The sequence below is a fragment of the Agrobacterium sp. RC10-4-1 genome, from assembly GCF_014138475.1.
In the GTDB taxonomy this organism is placed as follows: domain Bacteria; phylum Pseudomonadota; class Alphaproteobacteria; order Rhizobiales; family Rhizobiaceae; genus Agrobacterium; species Agrobacterium pusense.
Genome location: NZ_JACJIT010000005.1, coordinates 164348 through 182363 on the forward strand (window position 1 = coordinate 164348; position 18016 = coordinate 182363).

Here is an 18016-nt window from a genome sequence, read left to right on the forward strand (position 1 = left end):
GTGGCCTCCGTCAAAGGCCCGCGCGCCTGGCAGCGCATGCTGTCCGGACGGCGGCTCGATCTGCTCGACCCTTCGCCGCTCGACGTGGAAATCGCCGATATTGCCCATGGGCTTGCCCGCGTTGCCCGCTGGAACGGCCAGACGCGTGGCGACCACGCCTTTTCAGTCGCTCAGCACTGCCTCATCGTCGAGACGATCTTCTGCCGCATGTGCACGGCCGCGACCGCCGATGAAATGCAGATGGCGCTTCTGCACGATGCGCCGGAATATGTGATCGGCGACATGATCTCTCCGTTCAAATCCGTGGTCGGCGGCGGTTACAAGACTGTAGAAAAGCGGCTTGAGGCCGCCGTGCATCTGCGCTTCGGCCTGCCGCCGCATGCATCGCGCGAGTTGAAGGACCGCATCAAGAAGGCCGACACGGTCGCCGCCTTTTTCGAGGCGACGGAGCTTGCCGGTTTTTCCACGGCCGAGGCGCAAAAATTTTTCGGCCTGCCACGCGGTATTACCCGCGACATGTTCGACATCACGCCGCTTCCCTCCACGGAAGCGCAAAAGCTGTTCATCCAGCGTTTTGAGGCCATCGAGGCCATGCGCGGGACGAACCCCGGGGGTGCCAAATGACGGCCATCGTGGTTTCACCGCTCGGACGGATCGCGGAAATGGCCGTGAAGCACAAGGCCCGGGAAATGGTGACATTGATCGCCAGGGAGCAGACATTTCACCGCCCCGCGGTCATTGCCGCCGAACGGCATCTGACGCTTGCGATGAACGACATCTCCTTCAAGGGCACCGGCAATCTTATCGCCCCTGACGATGCGCATGTGCTGAAGCTCATCGAGTTCGCGCATGAATGGGATCAGACGGCCCCGTTGCTTATCCATTGCTGGATGGGCGTTTCGCGCTCGCCTGCGGCTGCCGTCATCGCCGCGCTCAGTCTTTACCCTGATCAGGATGAGACTGAACTTGCGCTGCGTCTGCGCGCCGCCTCGCCCTATGCCACTCCGAATGCCCGCATCATCGCCATCGGCGACCGGCTGCTCGGCCGGAAGGGTCGTCTGGAGGCGGCTATCAAGGCGATTGGCAGGGGCGCGGACACAGATGGCAATGTGCCTTTCGTGCTGCCACTTCGCAGTTGACAACCCTTTTGGCGGAACCCCTTCGGAACGCAGTCGTTACCAACCCTGAACGCAAATAAAATCACGGGACGATTCATGGAACAACAGGCAACGGATATCATTGTCGCATCGCAAGCGGCCGTAAGACAGGCGAGCGCACTGGCGGTGCAATATTCCTTTTCGGTGATCGGTGCACTTCTGCTGTTAATCGTCGGCTGGCTGGCCGCTGCCTTTCTTCAACGCTGGGCCTTTCAGGGCCTGTCGCGCATTCGCGGCTTCGATGCGACGCTCGCCGGATTCTTCGCGGGCGCCATTCGTTATGTCGTCCTCATTCTCGTCATCGTGATGGTGCTGGGCCAATTCGGGGTGCAGACGGCCTCCATTCTGGCGGCCCTCGGCGCCGCCGGTCTTGCCATTGGCCTCGCGCTGCAGGGAACGCTGCAGAACATTGCCGCCGGCATCATGCTGCTGGTGCTGCGTCCCTTCCGGGTCGGGGAATATATCGAAACCAGCAGCGTCAGCGGGACGATCATCGAGATCGGGCTGTTTGCGACCGAGCTGAAGACCAGCGACGGCCTTTACCGTCTGGCGCCCAACTCGACGCTCTGGAACGTGCCGATCACCAATTTCAGCCGCTTTCCTTCTCGCCGTCACGAATTGAGCCTGACGGTGAAAAACGATGAGAATCTCGCCGCTGCGCAGGACATGCTGATGAATGTCGTACGCTCGGAAAGCCGGGTGCTGCTTGACCCAGCCCCTGTCACCTTTGTCGATTCTGTGAGCGCCGACAGCGCCACCGTCAAGTTGCGTTACTGGGTGCGTAGCGACAGCTATTTCGCGACGACCCGCGATGTGACGAAAGCGATGAAACTCGCGTTCGACGAGCGTAAGGCGGAAGTGAGCGCACAGCCGGCCTGAGACGTCACCCCCATTTTGCTGCAAGCGCGATGGCTGCAAGAGCCGTCGCGCTTTTTCGCTGCCTCGCCCTGTAGCGCACTTGCATCCGGCTGATGCGATCTCTATAGCTTCATACGTAATGTTATTACGTAACTTGTCTTAGGAGAGAGCCGAAACAATGCAGAAGACAATCACCCGCCTCACCGGCGCTGTCGCACTTGGTTCCATGCTGTTGGCGGCGACCACGGCAATGGCTGCCGGTGGCGACAAATCCGCAGCCCACAGCCATGAGCACGGGCACGATCACGGCCATCAGATGACCGAAGCTGAAAAGCAGATCTACAAGGGTTATTTCGAGGATGCCCAGGTGAAACCACGCACACTTTCCGATTGGGAAGGCGACTGGCAATCCGTTTATCCCTACCTGCTGAACGGCTCGCTCGATCCCGTCATGGCGGAAAAGGCGGCTCATGGCGACAAGACGGCCGCCGAATACCGCGCCTATTACGAGGTCGGCTACAAGACCGACGTGAACCGTATCGTCATCAAGAGCGACAGCGTGGCGTTTTATGAAGATGGCAAACCCGCTGAAGGCACCTATGTCAGCGACGGCCACGAAATCCTGACCTACAAGAAGGGCAATCGTGGGGTCCGCTACATCTTCAAGAAAACCGGCGGCGATGAGGCCGCACCGCAATTCATCCAGTTCAGCGATCACTCCATCGCCCCGGTCAAGGCGGGCCATTACCATCTCTATTGGGGCAACGACCGCAAGGCATTGCTGGACGAAGTGACCAATTGGCCAACGTATTATCCGTTCCTGATGGACGGCGCCGATATCGTCAAGGAAATGGCGGCGCATTGAGCTATAGCAGGCTCGCGGCTTTCCGGAGCGTGAGGAATGCCGAGCAAGCAAGTCTTTCGCCTTCTCCCCGCCGGGGAGAAGGTCGCGGCAGCGGGTTGAGGGGGCAAGCTCTCCGCATATCTCTGCCTTCGCCCCCTGATCTGGCCCTTCGGGCCACCGTCTCCCCGGCGGGGAAAAGAAAGACTCACTGCCCCATGGTGGAGCGATGCGCCCAGCCCGTCATGCGCTTTTCGAGCCAGGCCATGATGGCATACATGGCGATGCCTTCCACCGCGAGCATCAGCAGGCCGGCAAAGACCAGCGGCACATTGAACTGGCTCTGCGCCGAACTCATCATGTTGCCGAGGCCATAATTGGAGGCGACGGTTTCCGAGACGACCGAGCCGACGAAGGCGAGCGTGATGGCGATTTTGAGCGAGCCGAAGAAATAGGGCATGGACCGCGGAATACCGACCTTCAACATGATGTCCATCTTCTTGGCACCGAGTGCCCGCAGCACGTCTTCGGTTTCCGGCTCAATGGTGGCAAGCCCGGTCGCCACATTAACGACGATCGGGAAGAAGGAGATCAAAAAGGCGGTCAGAACGGCGGGAACCGTGCCGATGCCGAACCAGATGACGAGGATGGGCACCAGCGCCACCTTGGGGATGGCGTTGAAACCGATCATCAGCGGATAAAGCCCGGCATAGATGGTTTTCGACCAGCCAATGAACAGGCCAATAGCAAGACCGGCGACCACGGCAAGGGCAAAGCCCAGTGTCGTCGTATAAAGCGTCTGCAGCGAGTTTTTCCAGATCGGCGACCAATATTGCATGATGGCCTGGCCCACCCTTACCGGGGATGGCAGGATCGTGGGCGGCATTTTCAGCGCATGGACGAGCAGTTCCCACACCACGAAGAGCGCCAGCGTATAAAGCCAGGGAGCGGCTTTCACCCAGTTGACGCGGGCGATCAGCGGCTTCGGCGGTTCGGCCGCCACGGTGCTTTCCACGATCGCGCTCATGCCGCCACCCTCGCCTGCGCGATTTCGCCATGCAGTTCCTGCACCATGTCGTTAAAACCCTTGTCATACATGATGTCGAGCTGGCGCGGGCGTGCAAATGGCACGCGGTGTTCGGCGAGCACCCGGCCCGGCCTCGCACTCATCACGAAAATCTTGTCGGCCAGAAATGTCGCCTCGCGCAGATCGTGGGTCACCAGGATGATAGTGACGCGCTGCGCGGCGTGCAGGTCGCGTATGACGCACCACAATTCCTCGCGGGTGAAAGCATCGAGCGCACCGAAAGGTTCGTCCAGCATCAGCAGTTCCGGTTCGTGAATCAGCGCACGGCAAAGATTGGCGCGCTGCTGCATGCCGCCGGAAAGCTGCCACGGATACTTCGAGCCAAAACCTTTCAGGCCGACGATTTCCAGAAGGCGCTCGGCTTTCGCAACATATTCCGCCTTGTGGGCGCGCAGGCGACGGCGATGTTTTTCGACGATCTCCAGTGGCAGCAGGATATTTTCGAGCGTCGTGCGCCAGGGCAGCATCGTCGGGTTCTGAAACGCCATGCCGACAATGGAAACCGGCTCCGTGACCTGCCGTCCGGCGACGATGACATTGCCCTTCTGCGGAATATGCAGCCCCGTCACCAGTTTCATCAGGGTCGACTTACCGCAGCCAGACGGGCCGACCACGGCCGCGAATTCACCCTTGTCGACCGTCAGGTTCAAGCCGGAGACGGCCAGCGTGCCGGCCGACCCGCCGTAGCGCATGTCGACATTATCTATTTCCACGAGATGTGACATCGCGATCCCCATTTTCAGGCTGGAACGGGCGCTTATGGCCTTCGTTACTCCCGCCGCAATTCCCTAGGCTGCCGGCCATACCCGGCGTTGCCGCTTGTTTCTTCTCCCCGAGGGGGGAGAAGGTGGCCCGAAGGGTCGGATGAGGGGGGAAACGTCAGCGGTAGACCGAGAGCTTGCTCCCTCATCCCGCTACCGCGGACTTCTCCCCGGCGGGGAGAAGAAACCTGCGGCACCCGCTCATTTTACCCATCAGGGAAGCATGCGTTCTGCCTTGGCCGGCAGGTAGGTCGCGTCGAACACCTGCTCCGCCTTGACGTTGCCCTTCAGGCCCATGGACACCTTGAGCGTCTCCAGCGAGGCGGCAAGCCGGCTTGGCTCGACGCCGCCCATACCGTTTTCCACCACATAGGGCGTCTTGATGTTCATGCTGTTGGCCATGTTCAGGCGTTCGAGTTCGATGGCACTGTCGAGCGTTTCGTTGCGCTTGAGAACAGCAGCCACGCCCTCTTCGGGGTTCTTGACGGAATCAGCAAAACCCTTCGCCAGCGCTTTCAGGAAACCTTTCACCGCTTCAGGGTTTTTCTCAGCGAAATCAGTGTTTACCAGCACTGCATTGCCATAGAGATTCAAGCCGTGCTCGGCCATCAGAATGGTCGAGATATCATCGTCACCGATGCCCTGCTTCTTGAGATTGAGGATCACCGAAAAGGCAAAACCGAAAACCGCATCGACATCACCCTTGGCGAGCATCGGCTCACGCACCGGGAAACCGATCGATTCGATCTTGATCTTGCCGTCATCGAGACCGGCGACCTGCTTGAAAGCCGGCCATTGCGCAAAAGCGCCATCCGGCGGCGGCGCGCCGAGCTTCTTGCCTTCCAGCGATTTCGGATCGCCGGTGACGCCAAGCGACTTGCGGCCAACAACGGCGAAAGTGGGCCGCTCATAAACCATATAGACGGCCTTGACCTTCTGGCTTGGATCCTCATCGAGGAATTTCATCACCGAGTTGATGTCGCCGAAACCCATCTGGTAGGCGCCGGTCGCGACACGCGGAATGGCTTCGACCGAGCCGTTGCCGCTGTCGATGGTGACGTCGAGGCCCTCGGCCTTGAAGTACCCCTTGTCGAGTGCCAGCAGGAAACCGGCGGCCGGACCTTCGAACTTCCAGTCGAGCGTGAATTTCACCGGCGTTTCTGCCCGCGCCTCCCCCGCTGGCAGCGAAAAGCCGGCGGATACACCGATGGCGGTAATGGCCAGAGCTCTGGTCAACAACCTGCGCGTTAAAATCATCTGTTCCCCCTGATGGTTTTGTTGGATTGGTTGCATAAGACCCAATTCCGACCTCCAAGGCAAGATAAAATTGCATACAAAATAGCCGTTATTTTGTATGCTTATTTTATATGCACAATTATTCGCGAGCCAGGCAAAAAGCCGGCATTCTGCCCATCGCGCATGCAACGAAGCGAGAGCAGTATCGTTCACGCAGAGAACACAGCGTTCTCATTTGCCGGGGTTGCGGATCAGGGGCAGCGTGAGACAAATAGGCCACGAACAGCAGGCGGCTACAGCGGGGGCAAGATGAATTCTGCACTGGGCATACACCACATCACGATGATCACCCGAAAGGTGCAGGCGAATGTGGATTTTTACGCCGGCTTTCTGGGCTTGCGGCTGGCCAAACGCACGGCGGGCTTCGAAGACGCCATGCAGCTTCATCTGCTCTATGGCGATGATATCGCCTCGCCCGGTTCCCTGCTGACTTTTCTGGTGTGGGAGGACGGTGGCCAAGGCCGCGTGGGTTACGGCCAGACGCTGGAAATTTCCGTGGCGATCGATCCTGCCGCCATCGGCTTCTGGCTGACGCGGGCGCTGAGATTCGGCATCCGGGCGGAAGGTCCCTCCGACGAATTCGGCGAGCCCGTCATTCGGCTGAAAGACCCTGACGGCCTGATCGTCAAGCTGGTCGGCACTCAGGCCTTTGACGACGCCACGCCGCGCATGACGAAAGACATTTCCGAAGAGGACGCCATTCGCCGCATCTACGGTGCAACCGTGCTGAGCGAAGTGCCGGAAGAAACCGTGGCTTTTCTCGAAAAACACTTCGGATACAGGCAGGTAAGCCAGACGGGCGCAATTCGCCGGCTCGTTTCCGATAGCGGCGACATTATCGATGTGCGCGACGCCACGGGCTTCTGGTCCAGCGCGCCGGGCACCGGCACGGTTGATCACATAGCCTTCCGCGCAAAAGACATGGATGAGTTGAACTCGGTTCTAACCGGGCTGAAATCACTGAATTCCAGCACCACCAACGCCCATGACCGTAAATATTTCCATTCGCTCTACGTCCGCGAACCGGGCGGGGTATTGATCGAAATGGCGACCGACGGGCCGGGTATGACGGTGGACGAACCGCTGGAATCGCTCGGCGAAAAACTGTTCATCCCGCCGCTCTTCATGAAGGATGAGGCGGATGTGCGTGTCGCCCTGCCGCAATTTGCGATGCCTGGCGAAGAGCGCATCGTCTATCGCGACCTGCCCTTCGTACACCGTTTCTACACGCCCGAAGAGCCTGATGGCAGCACCATGATTCTGCTGCACGGTTCCGGCGGAAGTGAAACAAGCCTGATGCCGCTGGCGCACCGGGCAGCACCGGGCGCGACGCTTCTCGGCGTCCGCGGCCGCAGTACGGAAGAAGGGATTGCCCGGTGGTTCCGGCGTTATCCCGATTTCAGCTTCGACCAGAAGGATATCGTCTCGGAAGCGGAAGCCTTCGCCGCATTCGTGGAAGGGGCAATCCGCTCCTATGGGCTCGATCGTTCGAAACTGCGGTTTATCGGCCATTCCAATGGGGCAAACTTCTATGCGGCCTTTGCCGCGCTTTATCCGGAGCTTGCCGGGGACGCCCTGCTGTACCGCCCAATGCCTGTTCTCGAAACATGGCCGGAAAGTGATCTTTCCGGCCGCAGCTTCCTGCTTGTTGCGGGAGAACGCGACAAATACCGCGACGGGGCGAGCGTGTTGCGGGACAGGCTTGCGGCAAACGGCGCAAGGGTTGAGGTGGAAACGCTGGAAGATGGGCACGAACTCGGGCTCACGGATATCGAAGTGGCGCGGCGCTGGCTGGCGTATGTTCCCTGATTTTCGGGGGATGCGCATGAGGCGAGCGGATGCCGCCCATTTCTTCTCGCCGAGGGGAGAAAGTGGTCTGAAGGGTCGGTTGAGGGGGCAAGCTCTCAGTTTATTTCTACCCTCGCCCCCTCATCCCACTGCCGCAGACTTCTCCCCTCGGGGAGAAGAAGCGGATGCGAGCGCTCGCTCCCCCGTTACCCACAACCTCATCAACCGGGCCTTGCATAAATTCACCAAAAGGGCTTTAAAAACAGCTTCATAATTGGAGAGTCCGTTTGGAAATCCCGCTGTTTATCCTCGCCCTTGTCGCGGCCTTCATCTACACGCTGGTCGCAAGCATCCGCAATTCAAGCCGCATTAAGTCGCTCGAACGGGAGGTTCACAGCCTCAAGCGGCTGATGGCGGCGGGCGTGGCCGCTCCTGCTGCGGCACTGGCGGAAAACACAGAAACCGCCGAAAAGACTGATTTCGCAGCAGAGACGGAAGGCCAAACGGCGCTGGAACCAGCGGGCATCCGGGATGAAGACGCCTTCGAGCGTTCAGAAGCCAGCACCGCTGCGGCGGATCAAGACGTGGCGCGCGAAGACGCTTCCGCTGCGCCACTAGCCGATGCCGTATCCGTGGCGGCTTCTGATACCGCGTCTGCCCCGGCAGCGAAAGAAAGCTTCGAAAGCCTGCTCGGCGCGCGCTGGGCGGTTTGGGCGGGCGGGCTGGCGCTGGCGCTCGGCGGCATTTTCCTCGTCAAATATTCGATCGAATCAGGCCTGCTCAGCCCGGCGGTCAGGCTGTCGCTCGCCGCCATTTTCGGCCTCTTTCTCGGGCTTGCCGGTGAAGCGATCCGCCGCAAGGCGGTGCCAGGCATCGCCACCACCTACTCCAACGCCATGATACCGGGTGTGCTCACTGCGGCCGGCGCATTGACGCTGTTCGGTGTGGTTTATGCGGCTTATGGCATCTACGACTATATCGGCCCCGGCACCGCCTTTATCCTGCTCGGCCTCGTCGCCTTCGCCACCATCGGCCTGTCGTTGTTGCACGGACAGGCGCTCGCCGGTCTCGGACTTCTAGGTTCGATGCTGACGCCGGCGCTGATTTCCACCGAAACGCCGAATATCTGGGCGCTCTTCGTCTTCCTCACCGTCTCTTGGCTCGCAACCGCGGCAGCGGCGCGCCGGCAGGGCTGGACGGTGGTCCCGTCGCTTGCCAATGCCGGACTTGGCCTCTGGGCTCTCGGATATATCGGCTTTTCGGATGCAATCAGTGCCGAACCGCCGACTCTTGCCCTGCTCATTATGCTCGCTGGCACGATCTTCCTTTGGCCCGGAAAACAGTACGACACCACGCCTCGGGAAACTGCCGAAACGGCAGCTCCCGAGCGGCGCGCGATTCGCATCATGCGGCTTTTGCTGCGCCCGTCGCTCGCCCTCAACCTCACCGTATCGATGGCGGTGATCCTGCCGGCCATCGGCTTCCTCTTTGCCGAAGGCAGCGTCGATACTCACCCGGCGCTCATCGTTTCAGCGCTTATTGCAGCTCTTGCAGCACTCGGTGCTGCCCGTCACTATGCCGTCTGGCCGGCGATCATCGCCGCGCTCGGCGCGCAGTCTGCGGTGTCGCTCATGTCGCGGCGTGGCATCGATTTTATTGGTCTCGTGAATGATACCGGCGTGACGCTTCCGCCCGTGGGCACAGGCTACGCTGCGGAAATTGCCATGGCGCTCGGCCTTGGGGCTATCTTCGTGCTGTGCGCCTTTTCCTTCCTGAAACGCAAGGGCGCAGAAGATGCGGATTTCGCCCAGCTCTGGGCTGGCATTGCCGCCCTGTTCCCTGTCTGGCTCGCGACGGCGAGCTTCGTCGAATATGGCAATCTCGGCCGCGACTGGCTGCACGCGGCCTATGGTCTCGGCCTTGGCTTCGTGCTGCTTGCCGGTGCTGAATGGCTGCACCGGCGCAACAGTGAGGCCTATCGCAAGCCGCTGAACATCCTTGTGCTCGGCTCCTTCGCCGCCTTCGCGGTCTGCCTGCACACGCTGACGGAAGGGCTCGCGACGACAGTGCTGCTGTCCGTCATCGGCTTCCTTTACGTGCTGGCGAGCCGCTACCGCAACTGGGATATACTGCCTTGGGTCATGGCTGTCGCAAGTGTTGCCGTTCTTGGCCGGATCGCCTGGGAGCCGACAATCGTCGGGCCGCAAAATCTCGGCACGACGCCGGTCTTCAACGCGCTGCTGCCGGGCTATGGCATCCCTGCCTTGCTGGCCATCGTCTCCGCGTGGTTGTTGCGCGACTGGCCGGGCATGCGGATCAAGAACTTCCTGCAGGCCATCGCCGGCGTCATGGGACTTCTGGCCGTGGCCATCCTCGTTCGCCACGCAATGAATGGCGGTACGCTCGACAGCAATGTGCCGACGCTCGGCGAGCAGTCGATCTACACGCTGCTGACCATCGGCTTCTCCGGTGTCCTGATGACGCTGGATTTGAAAAGCCCCAGCCCCGTCTTCCGTTACGGCTCGATGATCGCCGGCGTCATCGCCGTCATCAACGTGCTGACGATGCATTTCTTCACGCTCAACCCCTATTTCACCGGCGAGAATACCGGCCGCATCCCGGTCCTCAACCTGCTGCTGATCGGTTACCTTTTGCCGGCATTCGCTTATGGCGGCCTCGCCTATTACGCGCGCGGAAAACGTCCGCCGCCCTATGTCAGCATGCTGGCGGTGGCGGGAGCAGCGCTCGGTTTTGCCTGGGCCACGCTTTCGGTGCGCCGTTTCTGGCAGGGCGAGAATATTGCTGACTGGAAGGGCTTTATGCAGGGCGAGACCTACAGCTATTCGGTGGTCTGGCTGCTGATCGGCGTCCTGCTGCTCGTGCTTGGCTCGCGCTTTAATGCCCGCAGCCTGCGTCTGGCATCGGCCGCCTTCGTGCTGATCTCGGTTGCCAAAGCCTTCCTGATCGACATGAGCAACCTCGAAGGCGTGCTCCGGGCGCTGTCCTTCATCGGGCTCGGCGCGGTGCTCATCGGCATCGGCCTGTTCTACCAGAAAATCCTCACCCGGAAGCCGCAGGCATGATCGCGGCGGAGGCTTTCGCGCCCCATGCGGCGCTTGCGCAGGAGTTGATCCCGCACGCCGCCGATGCGGGCGACGGCTCGCATGATCTGGCCCATATTCACCGCGTCTTCCGCAATGCCATGCGCATCCATGCGGGTGAAGGCGGCGATGGCACCGTGCTGGCGGCCAGCGTGCTGCTGCATGATTGTGTGGCCGTGGAGAAAAACTCGCCCTTGCGGGCACAGGCATCACGGCTGGCGGCAGAAAAGGCTTCAGGCATTCTGGCCGGCCTCGGCTGGAAGAAGCAGGATATCGACGCCGCCACGCATGCGATCATCACCCACAGCTTTTCCGCCAATATCGAGCCGCAGACACTGGAAGCGAAAATCCTTCAGGATGCCGACAGGCTGGACGCCATCGGTATGGTGGGCGCGGCGCGCTGCTTTTATATTGCCGGACGCATGGGCTCCGCACTTTACGATCCGGTCGACCCCTTGGCGAAGGAACGGCCGCTTGATGACCGCGCTTTTGCCATCGACCATTTCGAGACCAAGCTGTTCAAGCTGGCAGATGGTTTTCGCACAGAGACCGGCAGGCAGATGGCCAGAGCCCGCCATGAGCGGCTGAAACAGGTGCTGGACCTGTTTCTCGATGAAATATGAGGAAGCATGATGCGTGTGACAGAGCTTAATATCTACCCGCTGAAAAGCGCGCGCGGCATTTCCCTCCCGGACAGCGCCGTGTCGGCCGAGGGTCTGCCGGGTGACCGTCGCGCCATGCTTGTGGACCCGTCGGGCCACTTCATCACCCAGCGTGAATTGCCTGCCATTGCCACGGTTCTGGCGCGGCACGAGGACGGGGGCATGTTGCTTTCGCGCGACCAGCATGGCGAGATCGTCGCAAGACCATCCGGCGAGCGCATGGATGTGGCGGTATGGAAATCGATAGTCAGCGCCAATATGGCCGACGCTGTGACCAATGACACGCTCTCGGCATGGCTCGGACGCGAAGTGAAGCTCGCCTTTTTCGATAACGCTTCCAAACGCATCGCGAGCCTCGAGTGGACAGGCAATGAAACGCCCGTCACCTTTGCGGATGGCTACCAGATCCTTGTCACCACCACCGCCTCGCTCGCCGCGCTGAACGACAACATGCGCGAAAATGGCGAAGACGACGTTGGCATGGAGCGGTTCCGGCCCAATATCGTGCTTGAGACGGACGAACCATGGGCGGAAGACGGGTGGGCGGCCATCGAGATCGGCGGCATTCGCTTCGATCTCGTCAAACCCTGCGCCCGCTGCATCATGACCACGCAGGACCAGACGACCGGCTCCCGCGATGTGCCCTCTCCCATGAAGGCCATGGGCCGCATCCGCATGTCCGCAGACCGGCGCGTGCCCGGCCCGCTGTTCGGCTGGAACGTGACACCGCGCGGTGAAGGCAGGCTGTTTGTCGGCGACGTCGCAAAGGTGATCGAGGAAAGGCCCGAAGGCTGGGCGATCAAGAGGCGCTAAGTCAGTCCGGTTCAAACGGAATCCTCTGGGCATCAGGCAGCGCTTTAACGTGCCGTCAAACCCTCGCTCCCCTCATTCCTGTGCTTGTCACAGGAATCCAGCCGATACGCGTCTGCGCGGCAAAACAATCCCTCAGCCCAAAGACTTGGGCTGGCTGGATCTCTGTGACAAGCACACAGATGAGGAGAGGACGGAGCACTGTGAACAAGGCAAGCTTCGAGCCTGACGCGCCGATCTCAATCTTTGTGCACCCCGGCGATACAACGCACGGGTCATGTCACGACTTCTTCACACCGACGATCAAAAAGATCGGGCGGCGGTCTTCATGCTTCAGCTCCGGGCGCTCGGCCATCAAAGCCGGATCCGGACGTGGTTCCGCCAGACGCGTCAGGGTGAAACCAGCGGACAGGAGGCCGTTGACGATAGCTGACACGGTGCGGTGATATTTCACCACATCGTCCGCCATCCAGTTGGAGTGGCGCACGCCCTCGTTCTGGTAGTTGTCGAGTGGCCAGTGCAGGATTTCGCCATCCTCGCCGTAAAACCAGTCCTGTTTTTCCAGCGCCGTAAAAACGGGATGCTCGATGGAAAAAATGAGATCGCCGCCCGACTTCAGCACGGCGAAAATCCTTGCGAATGCCACGTCGAGATCGCGGACGTAATGCAGGGCAAGGGAACTCAGCACCACATCGAAACTCTGCCGCGGAAAATCGATGTCTTCGATAGCGGCGCGGCGATATTCGATGCCGGGCCCACCATTGATCTCGGCGGCGCGGCGCAACATGTTCTCCGAGAGATCGACGCCGACGACATGGCGTGCGCCCTGCTCCGCGGCAAAGCGGCAATGCCAGCCGAAACCGCAACCGAGGTCGAGAAAGGACTTGTCTTTCAGCGGGGGCAGCATGGCGCGCAATTCGTGCCACTCGCCGGCCTGACGCAGACCTTCCACGGAACGCGGCATGGCGCTGTAGCGCTCGAAAAACCCGGGATCGTCGTAGATATTCTGTTTCATCGTCGCCTCTTAGGCCGCATTCCATCAATCGCATGAATAATGGTCGTCAAGAAAAGTCGCTAGTGGGGCCGGCTGACAAAAGATAATATTCATCCCATCATTGTGGAATCCGCGGCATGCTTTGCGCTTCTTTCAGAGGCGGGTGCTGCGAGGGGGGAATATTCATGTCGCAAGCCACTCGCCAGAGCATGCCCTGGCTGATTATCGCAGCCGGGTCGCTGATTGCGGTCATGACGTTCGGCCCCCGCTCCGCCATGGGCTTTTTCCAGTTGCCGATGCTGGCCGATACCGGCTGGGATCGTTCAACCTTCGGTCTTGCCATGGCGCTGCAGAACCTCTTCTGGGGTCTCGGCCAACCCTTCTTCGGCGCCATCGCCGATAAGTTCGGTACGGGCCGCGTGCTCGTGCTCTCGGGCTTTCTTTATGCGACGGGCCTCATCTGCATGTCCTTCGGCACATCGCCCTTCTGGCTGCATTTCGGCGGCGGCGTTCTCGTGGGGCTTGGCATTGCCGCAGGGTCCTTCAGCGTCATCCTTTCCGCCTTCGCCCGCCATGTCACGCCGCAGCAGCGTTCATTCGCCTTTGGTATCGGCACGGCGGCGGGTTCGGCAGGCATGTTCCTGTTTGCACCTATCAGCCAGGGGCTGATTTCCACCTATGGCTGGTCGGACAGTCTCGTCTGGCTCGCCGCCATGATGATGCTGGTGCCGCTGCTCGCCTTTTTCATGCGCGGAAACTCATCCTCCGGCACCCAGTCGCAGGCGCAGTTCCAGCAGACCGCGGGCGAAGCGCTGAAGGAAGCGCTTGGCCACAAGAGCTATCTGCTGCTGACGACGGGCTTCTTCGTCTGTGGTTTCCAGGTGGCCTTCATCACCGCGCATTTCCCGGCCTATCTCGGCGATATCGGTATCGAACCACGCTACGCGGTGATTGCCATGGCGCTCATCGGCTTCTTCAACATCATCGGATCGCTGGCCGCCGGCGTCATCGCACAGCGTTATTCCAAGCCCTATTTCCTGGCCTATATCTATATTGCCCGTTCCGTGGTCGTGACTGCCTTTCTGCTTTTGCCGCAATCGCCGCTTTCAGTCATTCTCTTTGCTTCCGTCATGGGCATCCTCTGGCTCTCCACCGTGCCGCCCACAAATGCGCTGGTGGCCATCATGTTCGGCACGCGCCATCTCGGCATGCTCGGCGGCGTCGTGTTCCTCACCCACCAGATCGGCTCGTTCCTTGGCGTCTGGCTGGGCGGCTTTCTTTATGACAGGTTCGGTTCTTACGACCTCGTCTGGTGGCTTGGCGTCGGCATGGGGATTTTTGCAGCCGTCGTGCACTGGCCCATTGAAGAACGCCCCGCCCCACGGCCGGCCTTCGCCCAATAGCGATGGCCCGGAATTAACCGGCCCTGTCCAGTGCGGGCGGCGATCCCCTGCGCTCCAAAGCCTTCAGCGCCGCCTGCACGAAACCGTCGCGGGCGGCGTTTTCATTGAGCCCGCGCGGATCGTAGACATGGCGGTTGAGGAAATGGGCGGTCAGGCGAAAAGCTGCCGCAAGGCTCTCGGGATCAGCGGCTTTCGACTGGCCTTCGCCGAGAAAAGCCGGAAGCGACAGCATCCGGTCCGCATAGGGCGCTCCCGCCGTGCGGCAGACCGCCCTTCCCGTTTTCGGCGAAACATAGATGAGATCGTTGCGCAGCCCCGTCGCCGCACATTCGGTAAGATCAAGCCCGAAACCGAGATCATTCAGCACCGCCAATTCGAAGCGCACGAAAAGTTCGCCTGCATCGGCCGGGTCGTGGAGATTATCGAGAATGATATCGAGCGCCTGATAAAGATGCGGATGCGGATCGCGCTCCGGCAAAAGCCTCAGCAGCGCGCCCATGGCCTGGACGCCGTATACGGCGGTGGCCGTTTCCATCAATTGCGCCGCGCGCAGTTGCAGGGGCTCGATGCGGTATTCTCCGAGATGATCGTCAAGGCGCGCGCGCCAGACGACGTCTACCCGGTTTCCCGCCTGCAGCACCGGCTGCATGCTGCGGGAGCGCCCGGAGCGCACCATCCCGAGATGGCGGCCGCGTGTGCGGGTCATCACCTCGGCGATGACACTCGTCTCGCCATGGCGCTTTACGCCGAGAATGATCGCCTCATCCTGCCACTGCATGAAACCTGTCCGAATTTCGATTCAAGCCCGATCATAACCGATCCGGTGGCGAAACGTTATTCTTTTACGGTAACACGCGCCGCATCGACGAGGCGGAGGACGAAATCGGTGATTTCGTTTTCTCCGAAAGGCTTGCCGAGCAAGGGCGCATGCAGGAGATCTTCGGGGAATCCGGTCGTGTCGCCGTAACCGCTGACAAAACCGAAAGGAATGGACGCAGACCGCAAGTGGCGTGCAAAATCATAACTTTTACCGTCAGAAAGGCTGACATCGAGAAGCACGCAATCGGCGCCATCCTCTTCGAGAGCCTTCCTCGCCTGCGCAAGCGTCGTGGCGATGATAACGGTCTCCACACCCATCGACTGGAGAACCGCCTCAACATCGAGCGCCACCAGATATTCATCCTCAACGATGATAACCCGTTGTGGCACCATATTTTTCTTCCTAACAAAGAGAGCCGTCAGGCTCGAAGCCGTCGTCTTCGAAACGATTCTCCAGTGAGATATCATGGGAGCAGTCGCAAATTGCGGCTCGCCCGTCATTTAAAAAAGACATGTCGGAAGATCAGATAAACGGTCTCTGCCGCTTGCCGTCGCTTTCCCAGCCCGCAACTTGCGCCAGTCCGGCGTCATCCAGCACCAGACAGCCCTTGTCCGTCCAGCGGATAAGCCCGCGATCGACGAGCTTTCTCAGCGTCTTGTTGGTGTGGACGATGGAGAGGCCGAGCGTATCGGCCACGTGCTGCTGGGTGACAGGAATCGTCGCCTCGCCCTGCAGCAGCGCGACCGCTTTCGCCCTGCTGTAAAGGAAAGCGATAAGGTAGGCCGCGCGCTCAAGCGCCGTGCGACGGCCGATGCTGAGCAGATGACTGTCGAGCATGCGCTCTTCGCTCGCCGCAATCCATGTCAGATCATAGGCAAGCGTCGGGTGGTCGGTAAAGAGATTGTTGAGGCGCGATCGCTCAAAGACGCACAGCGTGACCGGCGACAAGGCCTCAACCGAGTGCTGCATCTCCCCCATCACCGTGCCCTGCAGGCCGACGAGGTCGCCCGGCATCACGTAATTCAGGATCTGCCGCCGGCCGTCCTCCAAAGTCTTGTAGCGAAATGCCCAGCCCGCAAGCACCGTGTAGAGGTGAGCGCTGTGTGAGCCTTCCATCAGGATGACGGAGCCGCTCTCCACCGCCAATTCCCCCGTCTTGAAACGGGACACGAAATCCAGTTCCGAAGAAGAAAAGTCCCTGAAATGCGGTAGATCGCGCAGCGGGCATTGCTGGCAGGGGGTGGTGGAAATCCCGTTCGGTTTTTTGGGTGACATGATTATCCATCATGAAAAAAGGTTGCGCCCAATTGTTTTTGGAACAACCCGTTCCAAGGATATTCGGTTCCCTGCCGGGAACAAAGACATCGCGCTCCTCCCACCGCGTTTCTGTATCCTCACAGAAACGCGGGAATGACGCGCTTTCAGCCTCGCGGGAATTCCAGCCCCATTTCGCGGAAACGCTCCGGGTCGTCGCCCCAGTTCTCGCGCACCTTGACGAACAGGAAGAGATGCACCGGCTGTTCGAGGATTTCCGAGAGTTCCTTGCGCGAGGCGGTGGAGATCGCCTTGATGGCATCGCCGTTCTTGCCGAGCGCAATCTTTTTCTGGCTGTCGCGCTCGACATAGATCACCTGCTCGATGCGCACTGAGCCATCCTTGCGCTCTTCCCACTTTTCCGTCTCGACATGCGAGGCATAGGGCAGTTCCTGGTGCAGGCGCAGGAACAGCTTTTCGCGGGTGATTTCGGCGGCAAGCTGGCGCATGGGCAGGTCGGAGATCTGGTCTTCCGGATAATACCATGGGCCTTCGGGCAATTCGGCAGCCAGATAGTTCATCAGGTCTTCACAACCGGAGCCATTGGTCGCCGAGATCATGAAGGTGCGGTCGAAGGCGACCGTCTCATTGGCGGCGGCGGCGAGCTTCAGGAGGTCTTCGCGCTTTACCTGGTCGATCTTGTTGAGGCAGAGAATTTTCTTCTGGGGGACGTCCTTCAGGCCTTCGAGAATCGCCTCAGCGTCGCCCTTCAGGCCGCGCTCGCTGTCGATCAAAAGAAGAATGAGATCGGCGTCCTTCGCGCCGCCCCAGGCGGAGGTGACCATGGCGCGGTCCAGCCGACGGCGCGGCTTGAAGATACCGGGCGTGTCCATGAACACGATCTGCGCGTTGTCGTGAATGGCGATGCCGCGCATGACCGCACGCGTCGTCTGCACCTTGTGGCTGACGATGGAAACCTTGGCGCCCACCAGCCGGTTTACCAGCGTCGACTTACCGGCATTTGTAGGGCCAATGAGGGCAACGAAGCCGGAGCGGGTCGGAAGGGCATTGTCTTCGCCTGTCGAGGCGGGGTTTTCGTGATCGGTCATGATATCCATTCAAGGTCAGAGGTATTCAACATGCGGCCAGAGGGCTCGCCATGCGCTTGATAGTCAGCTGCCGTC

17 protein-coding genes are annotated in these 18016 nt (G+C 60.4%); 9 read left to right on the top strand and 8 right to left on the bottom strand.

The window, feature by feature from the left end:
- From FHW77_RS15235 to FHW77_RS15250, 4 genes are all read left to right on the top strand, one after another.
- Positions 1-624 carry a YfbR-like 5'-deoxynucleotidase gene (locus tag FHW77_RS15235; protein ID WP_004440959.1) on the top strand — a complete coding sequence of 208 codons (624 nt, stop codon included), beginning with the start codon at positions 1-3 and terminating at the stop codon, positions 622-624.
- Positions 621-1139 carry a tyrosine phosphatase family protein gene (locus FHW77_RS15240; protein ID WP_004440958.1) on the top strand — a complete coding sequence of 173 codons (519 nt, stop codon included), beginning with the start codon at positions 621-623 and terminating at the stop codon, positions 1137-1139. Before FHW77_RS15235 ends, FHW77_RS15240 begins: the two co-directional genes overlap by 4 nt.
- A 75-nt stretch (positions 1140-1214) precedes the next feature.
- Positions 1215-2036, top strand: coding sequence for a mechanosensitive ion channel family protein (locus FHW77_RS15245; protein WP_004440955.1), 822 nt, complete (start codon positions 1215-1217; stop codon positions 2034-2036).
- Positions 2037-2193: 157 nt separating this feature from the next.
- The gene (locus tag FHW77_RS15250) at positions 2194-2880 is read left to right on the top strand and encodes a ZinT family metal-binding protein (RefSeq protein WP_182590598.1); all 687 of its coding nucleotides are present in this window, start codon (positions 2194-2196) and stop codon (positions 2878-2880) included.
- Positions 2881-3064: 184 nt separating this feature from the next.
- On the opposite strand, the gene FHW77_RS15255 is transcribed toward FHW77_RS15250, so the two are convergent.
- The 3 genes from FHW77_RS15255 to FHW77_RS15265 all read right to left on the bottom strand — a co-directional run bounded on the left by FHW77_RS15255 (position 3065) and on the right by FHW77_RS15265 (position 5961).
- A complete protein-coding gene (locus tag FHW77_RS15255; protein WP_004440949.1) occupies positions 3065-3883 on the bottom strand; it encodes an ABC transporter permease in 819 nt (272 codons plus the stop codon).
- A complete protein-coding gene (locus FHW77_RS15260) occupies positions 3880-4668 on the bottom strand; it encodes an ABC transporter ATP-binding protein (RefSeq protein ID WP_004440947.1) in 789 nt (262 codons plus the stop codon). Before FHW77_RS15260 ends, FHW77_RS15255 begins: the two co-directional genes overlap by 4 nt.
- A 249-nt stretch (positions 4669-4917) precedes the next feature.
- A complete protein-coding gene (locus FHW77_RS15265) occupies positions 4918-5961 on the bottom strand; it encodes an ABC transporter substrate-binding protein (protein WP_004440943.1) in 1044 nt (347 codons plus the stop codon).
- Positions 5962-6249: 288 nt separating this feature from the next.
- Here FHW77_RS15265 and FHW77_RS15270 point away from each other — a divergent pair, with 288 nt between their 5' ends.
- From FHW77_RS15270 to FHW77_RS15285, 4 genes are all read left to right on the top strand, one after another.
- Positions 6250-7809: a VOC family protein gene (locus FHW77_RS15270; protein ID WP_004440941.1), complete on the top strand. Its 1560-nt coding sequence runs from the start codon at positions 6250-6252 to the stop codon at positions 7807-7809.
- 266 nt (positions 7810-8075) lie between these two features.
- Complete coding sequence (locus tag FHW77_RS15275; RefSeq protein WP_004440938.1) at positions 8076-10871, top strand: DUF2339 domain-containing protein; 2796 nt, start codon at positions 8076-8078, stop codon at positions 10869-10871.
- Positions 10868-11512 (top strand): HD domain-containing protein, encoded by a 645-nt coding sequence (locus FHW77_RS15280; RefSeq protein WP_004440935.1) that lies wholly within the window; start codon positions 10868-10870, stop codon positions 11510-11512. The genes FHW77_RS15275 and FHW77_RS15280 overlap by 4 nt, the downstream gene beginning before the upstream one ends.
- A 9-nt stretch (positions 11513-11521) precedes the next feature.
- Positions 11522-12364, top strand: a complete 843-nt coding sequence (locus FHW77_RS15285) for an MOSC domain-containing protein (RefSeq protein ID WP_044458787.1) — start codon at positions 11522-11524, stop codon at positions 12362-12364.
- 277 nt (positions 12365-12641) lie between these two features.
- On the opposite strand, the gene FHW77_RS15290 is transcribed toward FHW77_RS15285, so the two are convergent.
- Positions 12642-13376 carry a class I SAM-dependent methyltransferase gene (locus tag FHW77_RS15290; RefSeq protein WP_044458759.1) on the bottom strand — a complete coding sequence of 245 codons (735 nt, stop codon included), beginning with the start codon at positions 13374-13376 and terminating at the stop codon, positions 12642-12644.
- 164 nt (positions 13377-13540) lie between these two features.
- Here FHW77_RS15290 and FHW77_RS15295 point away from each other — a divergent pair, with 164 nt between their 5' ends.
- A complete protein-coding gene (locus tag FHW77_RS15295; protein ID WP_004440927.1) occupies positions 13541-14758 on the top strand; it encodes an MFS transporter in 1218 nt (405 codons plus the stop codon).
- Positions 14759-14771: 13 nt separating this feature from the next.
- Here FHW77_RS15295 and recO read toward each other — a convergent pair whose 3' ends face one another.
- The 4 genes from recO to era all read right to left on the bottom strand — a co-directional run bounded on the left by recO (position 14772) and on the right by era (position 17950).
- Positions 14772-15536, bottom strand: a complete 765-nt coding sequence (gene recO / locus FHW77_RS15300; RefSeq protein WP_006699397.1) for a DNA repair protein RecO — start codon at positions 15534-15536, stop codon at positions 14772-14774.
- Between the two features lie 56 nt (positions 15537-15592).
- A complete protein-coding gene (locus tag FHW77_RS15305) occupies positions 15593-15970 on the bottom strand; it encodes a response regulator (protein WP_004440922.1) in 378 nt (125 codons plus the stop codon).
- Positions 15971-16100: 130 nt separating this feature from the next.
- Complete coding sequence (locus FHW77_RS15310; protein WP_004440919.1) at positions 16101-16853, bottom strand: Crp/Fnr family transcriptional regulator; 753 nt, start codon at positions 16851-16853, stop codon at positions 16101-16103.
- A 146-nt stretch (positions 16854-16999) separates the two neighbouring features.
- Complete coding sequence (era, locus tag FHW77_RS15315; RefSeq protein ID WP_022555902.1) at positions 17000-17950, bottom strand: GTPase Era; 951 nt, start codon at positions 17948-17950, stop codon at positions 17000-17002.
- Positions 17951-18016: the final 66 nt, after the last annotated feature.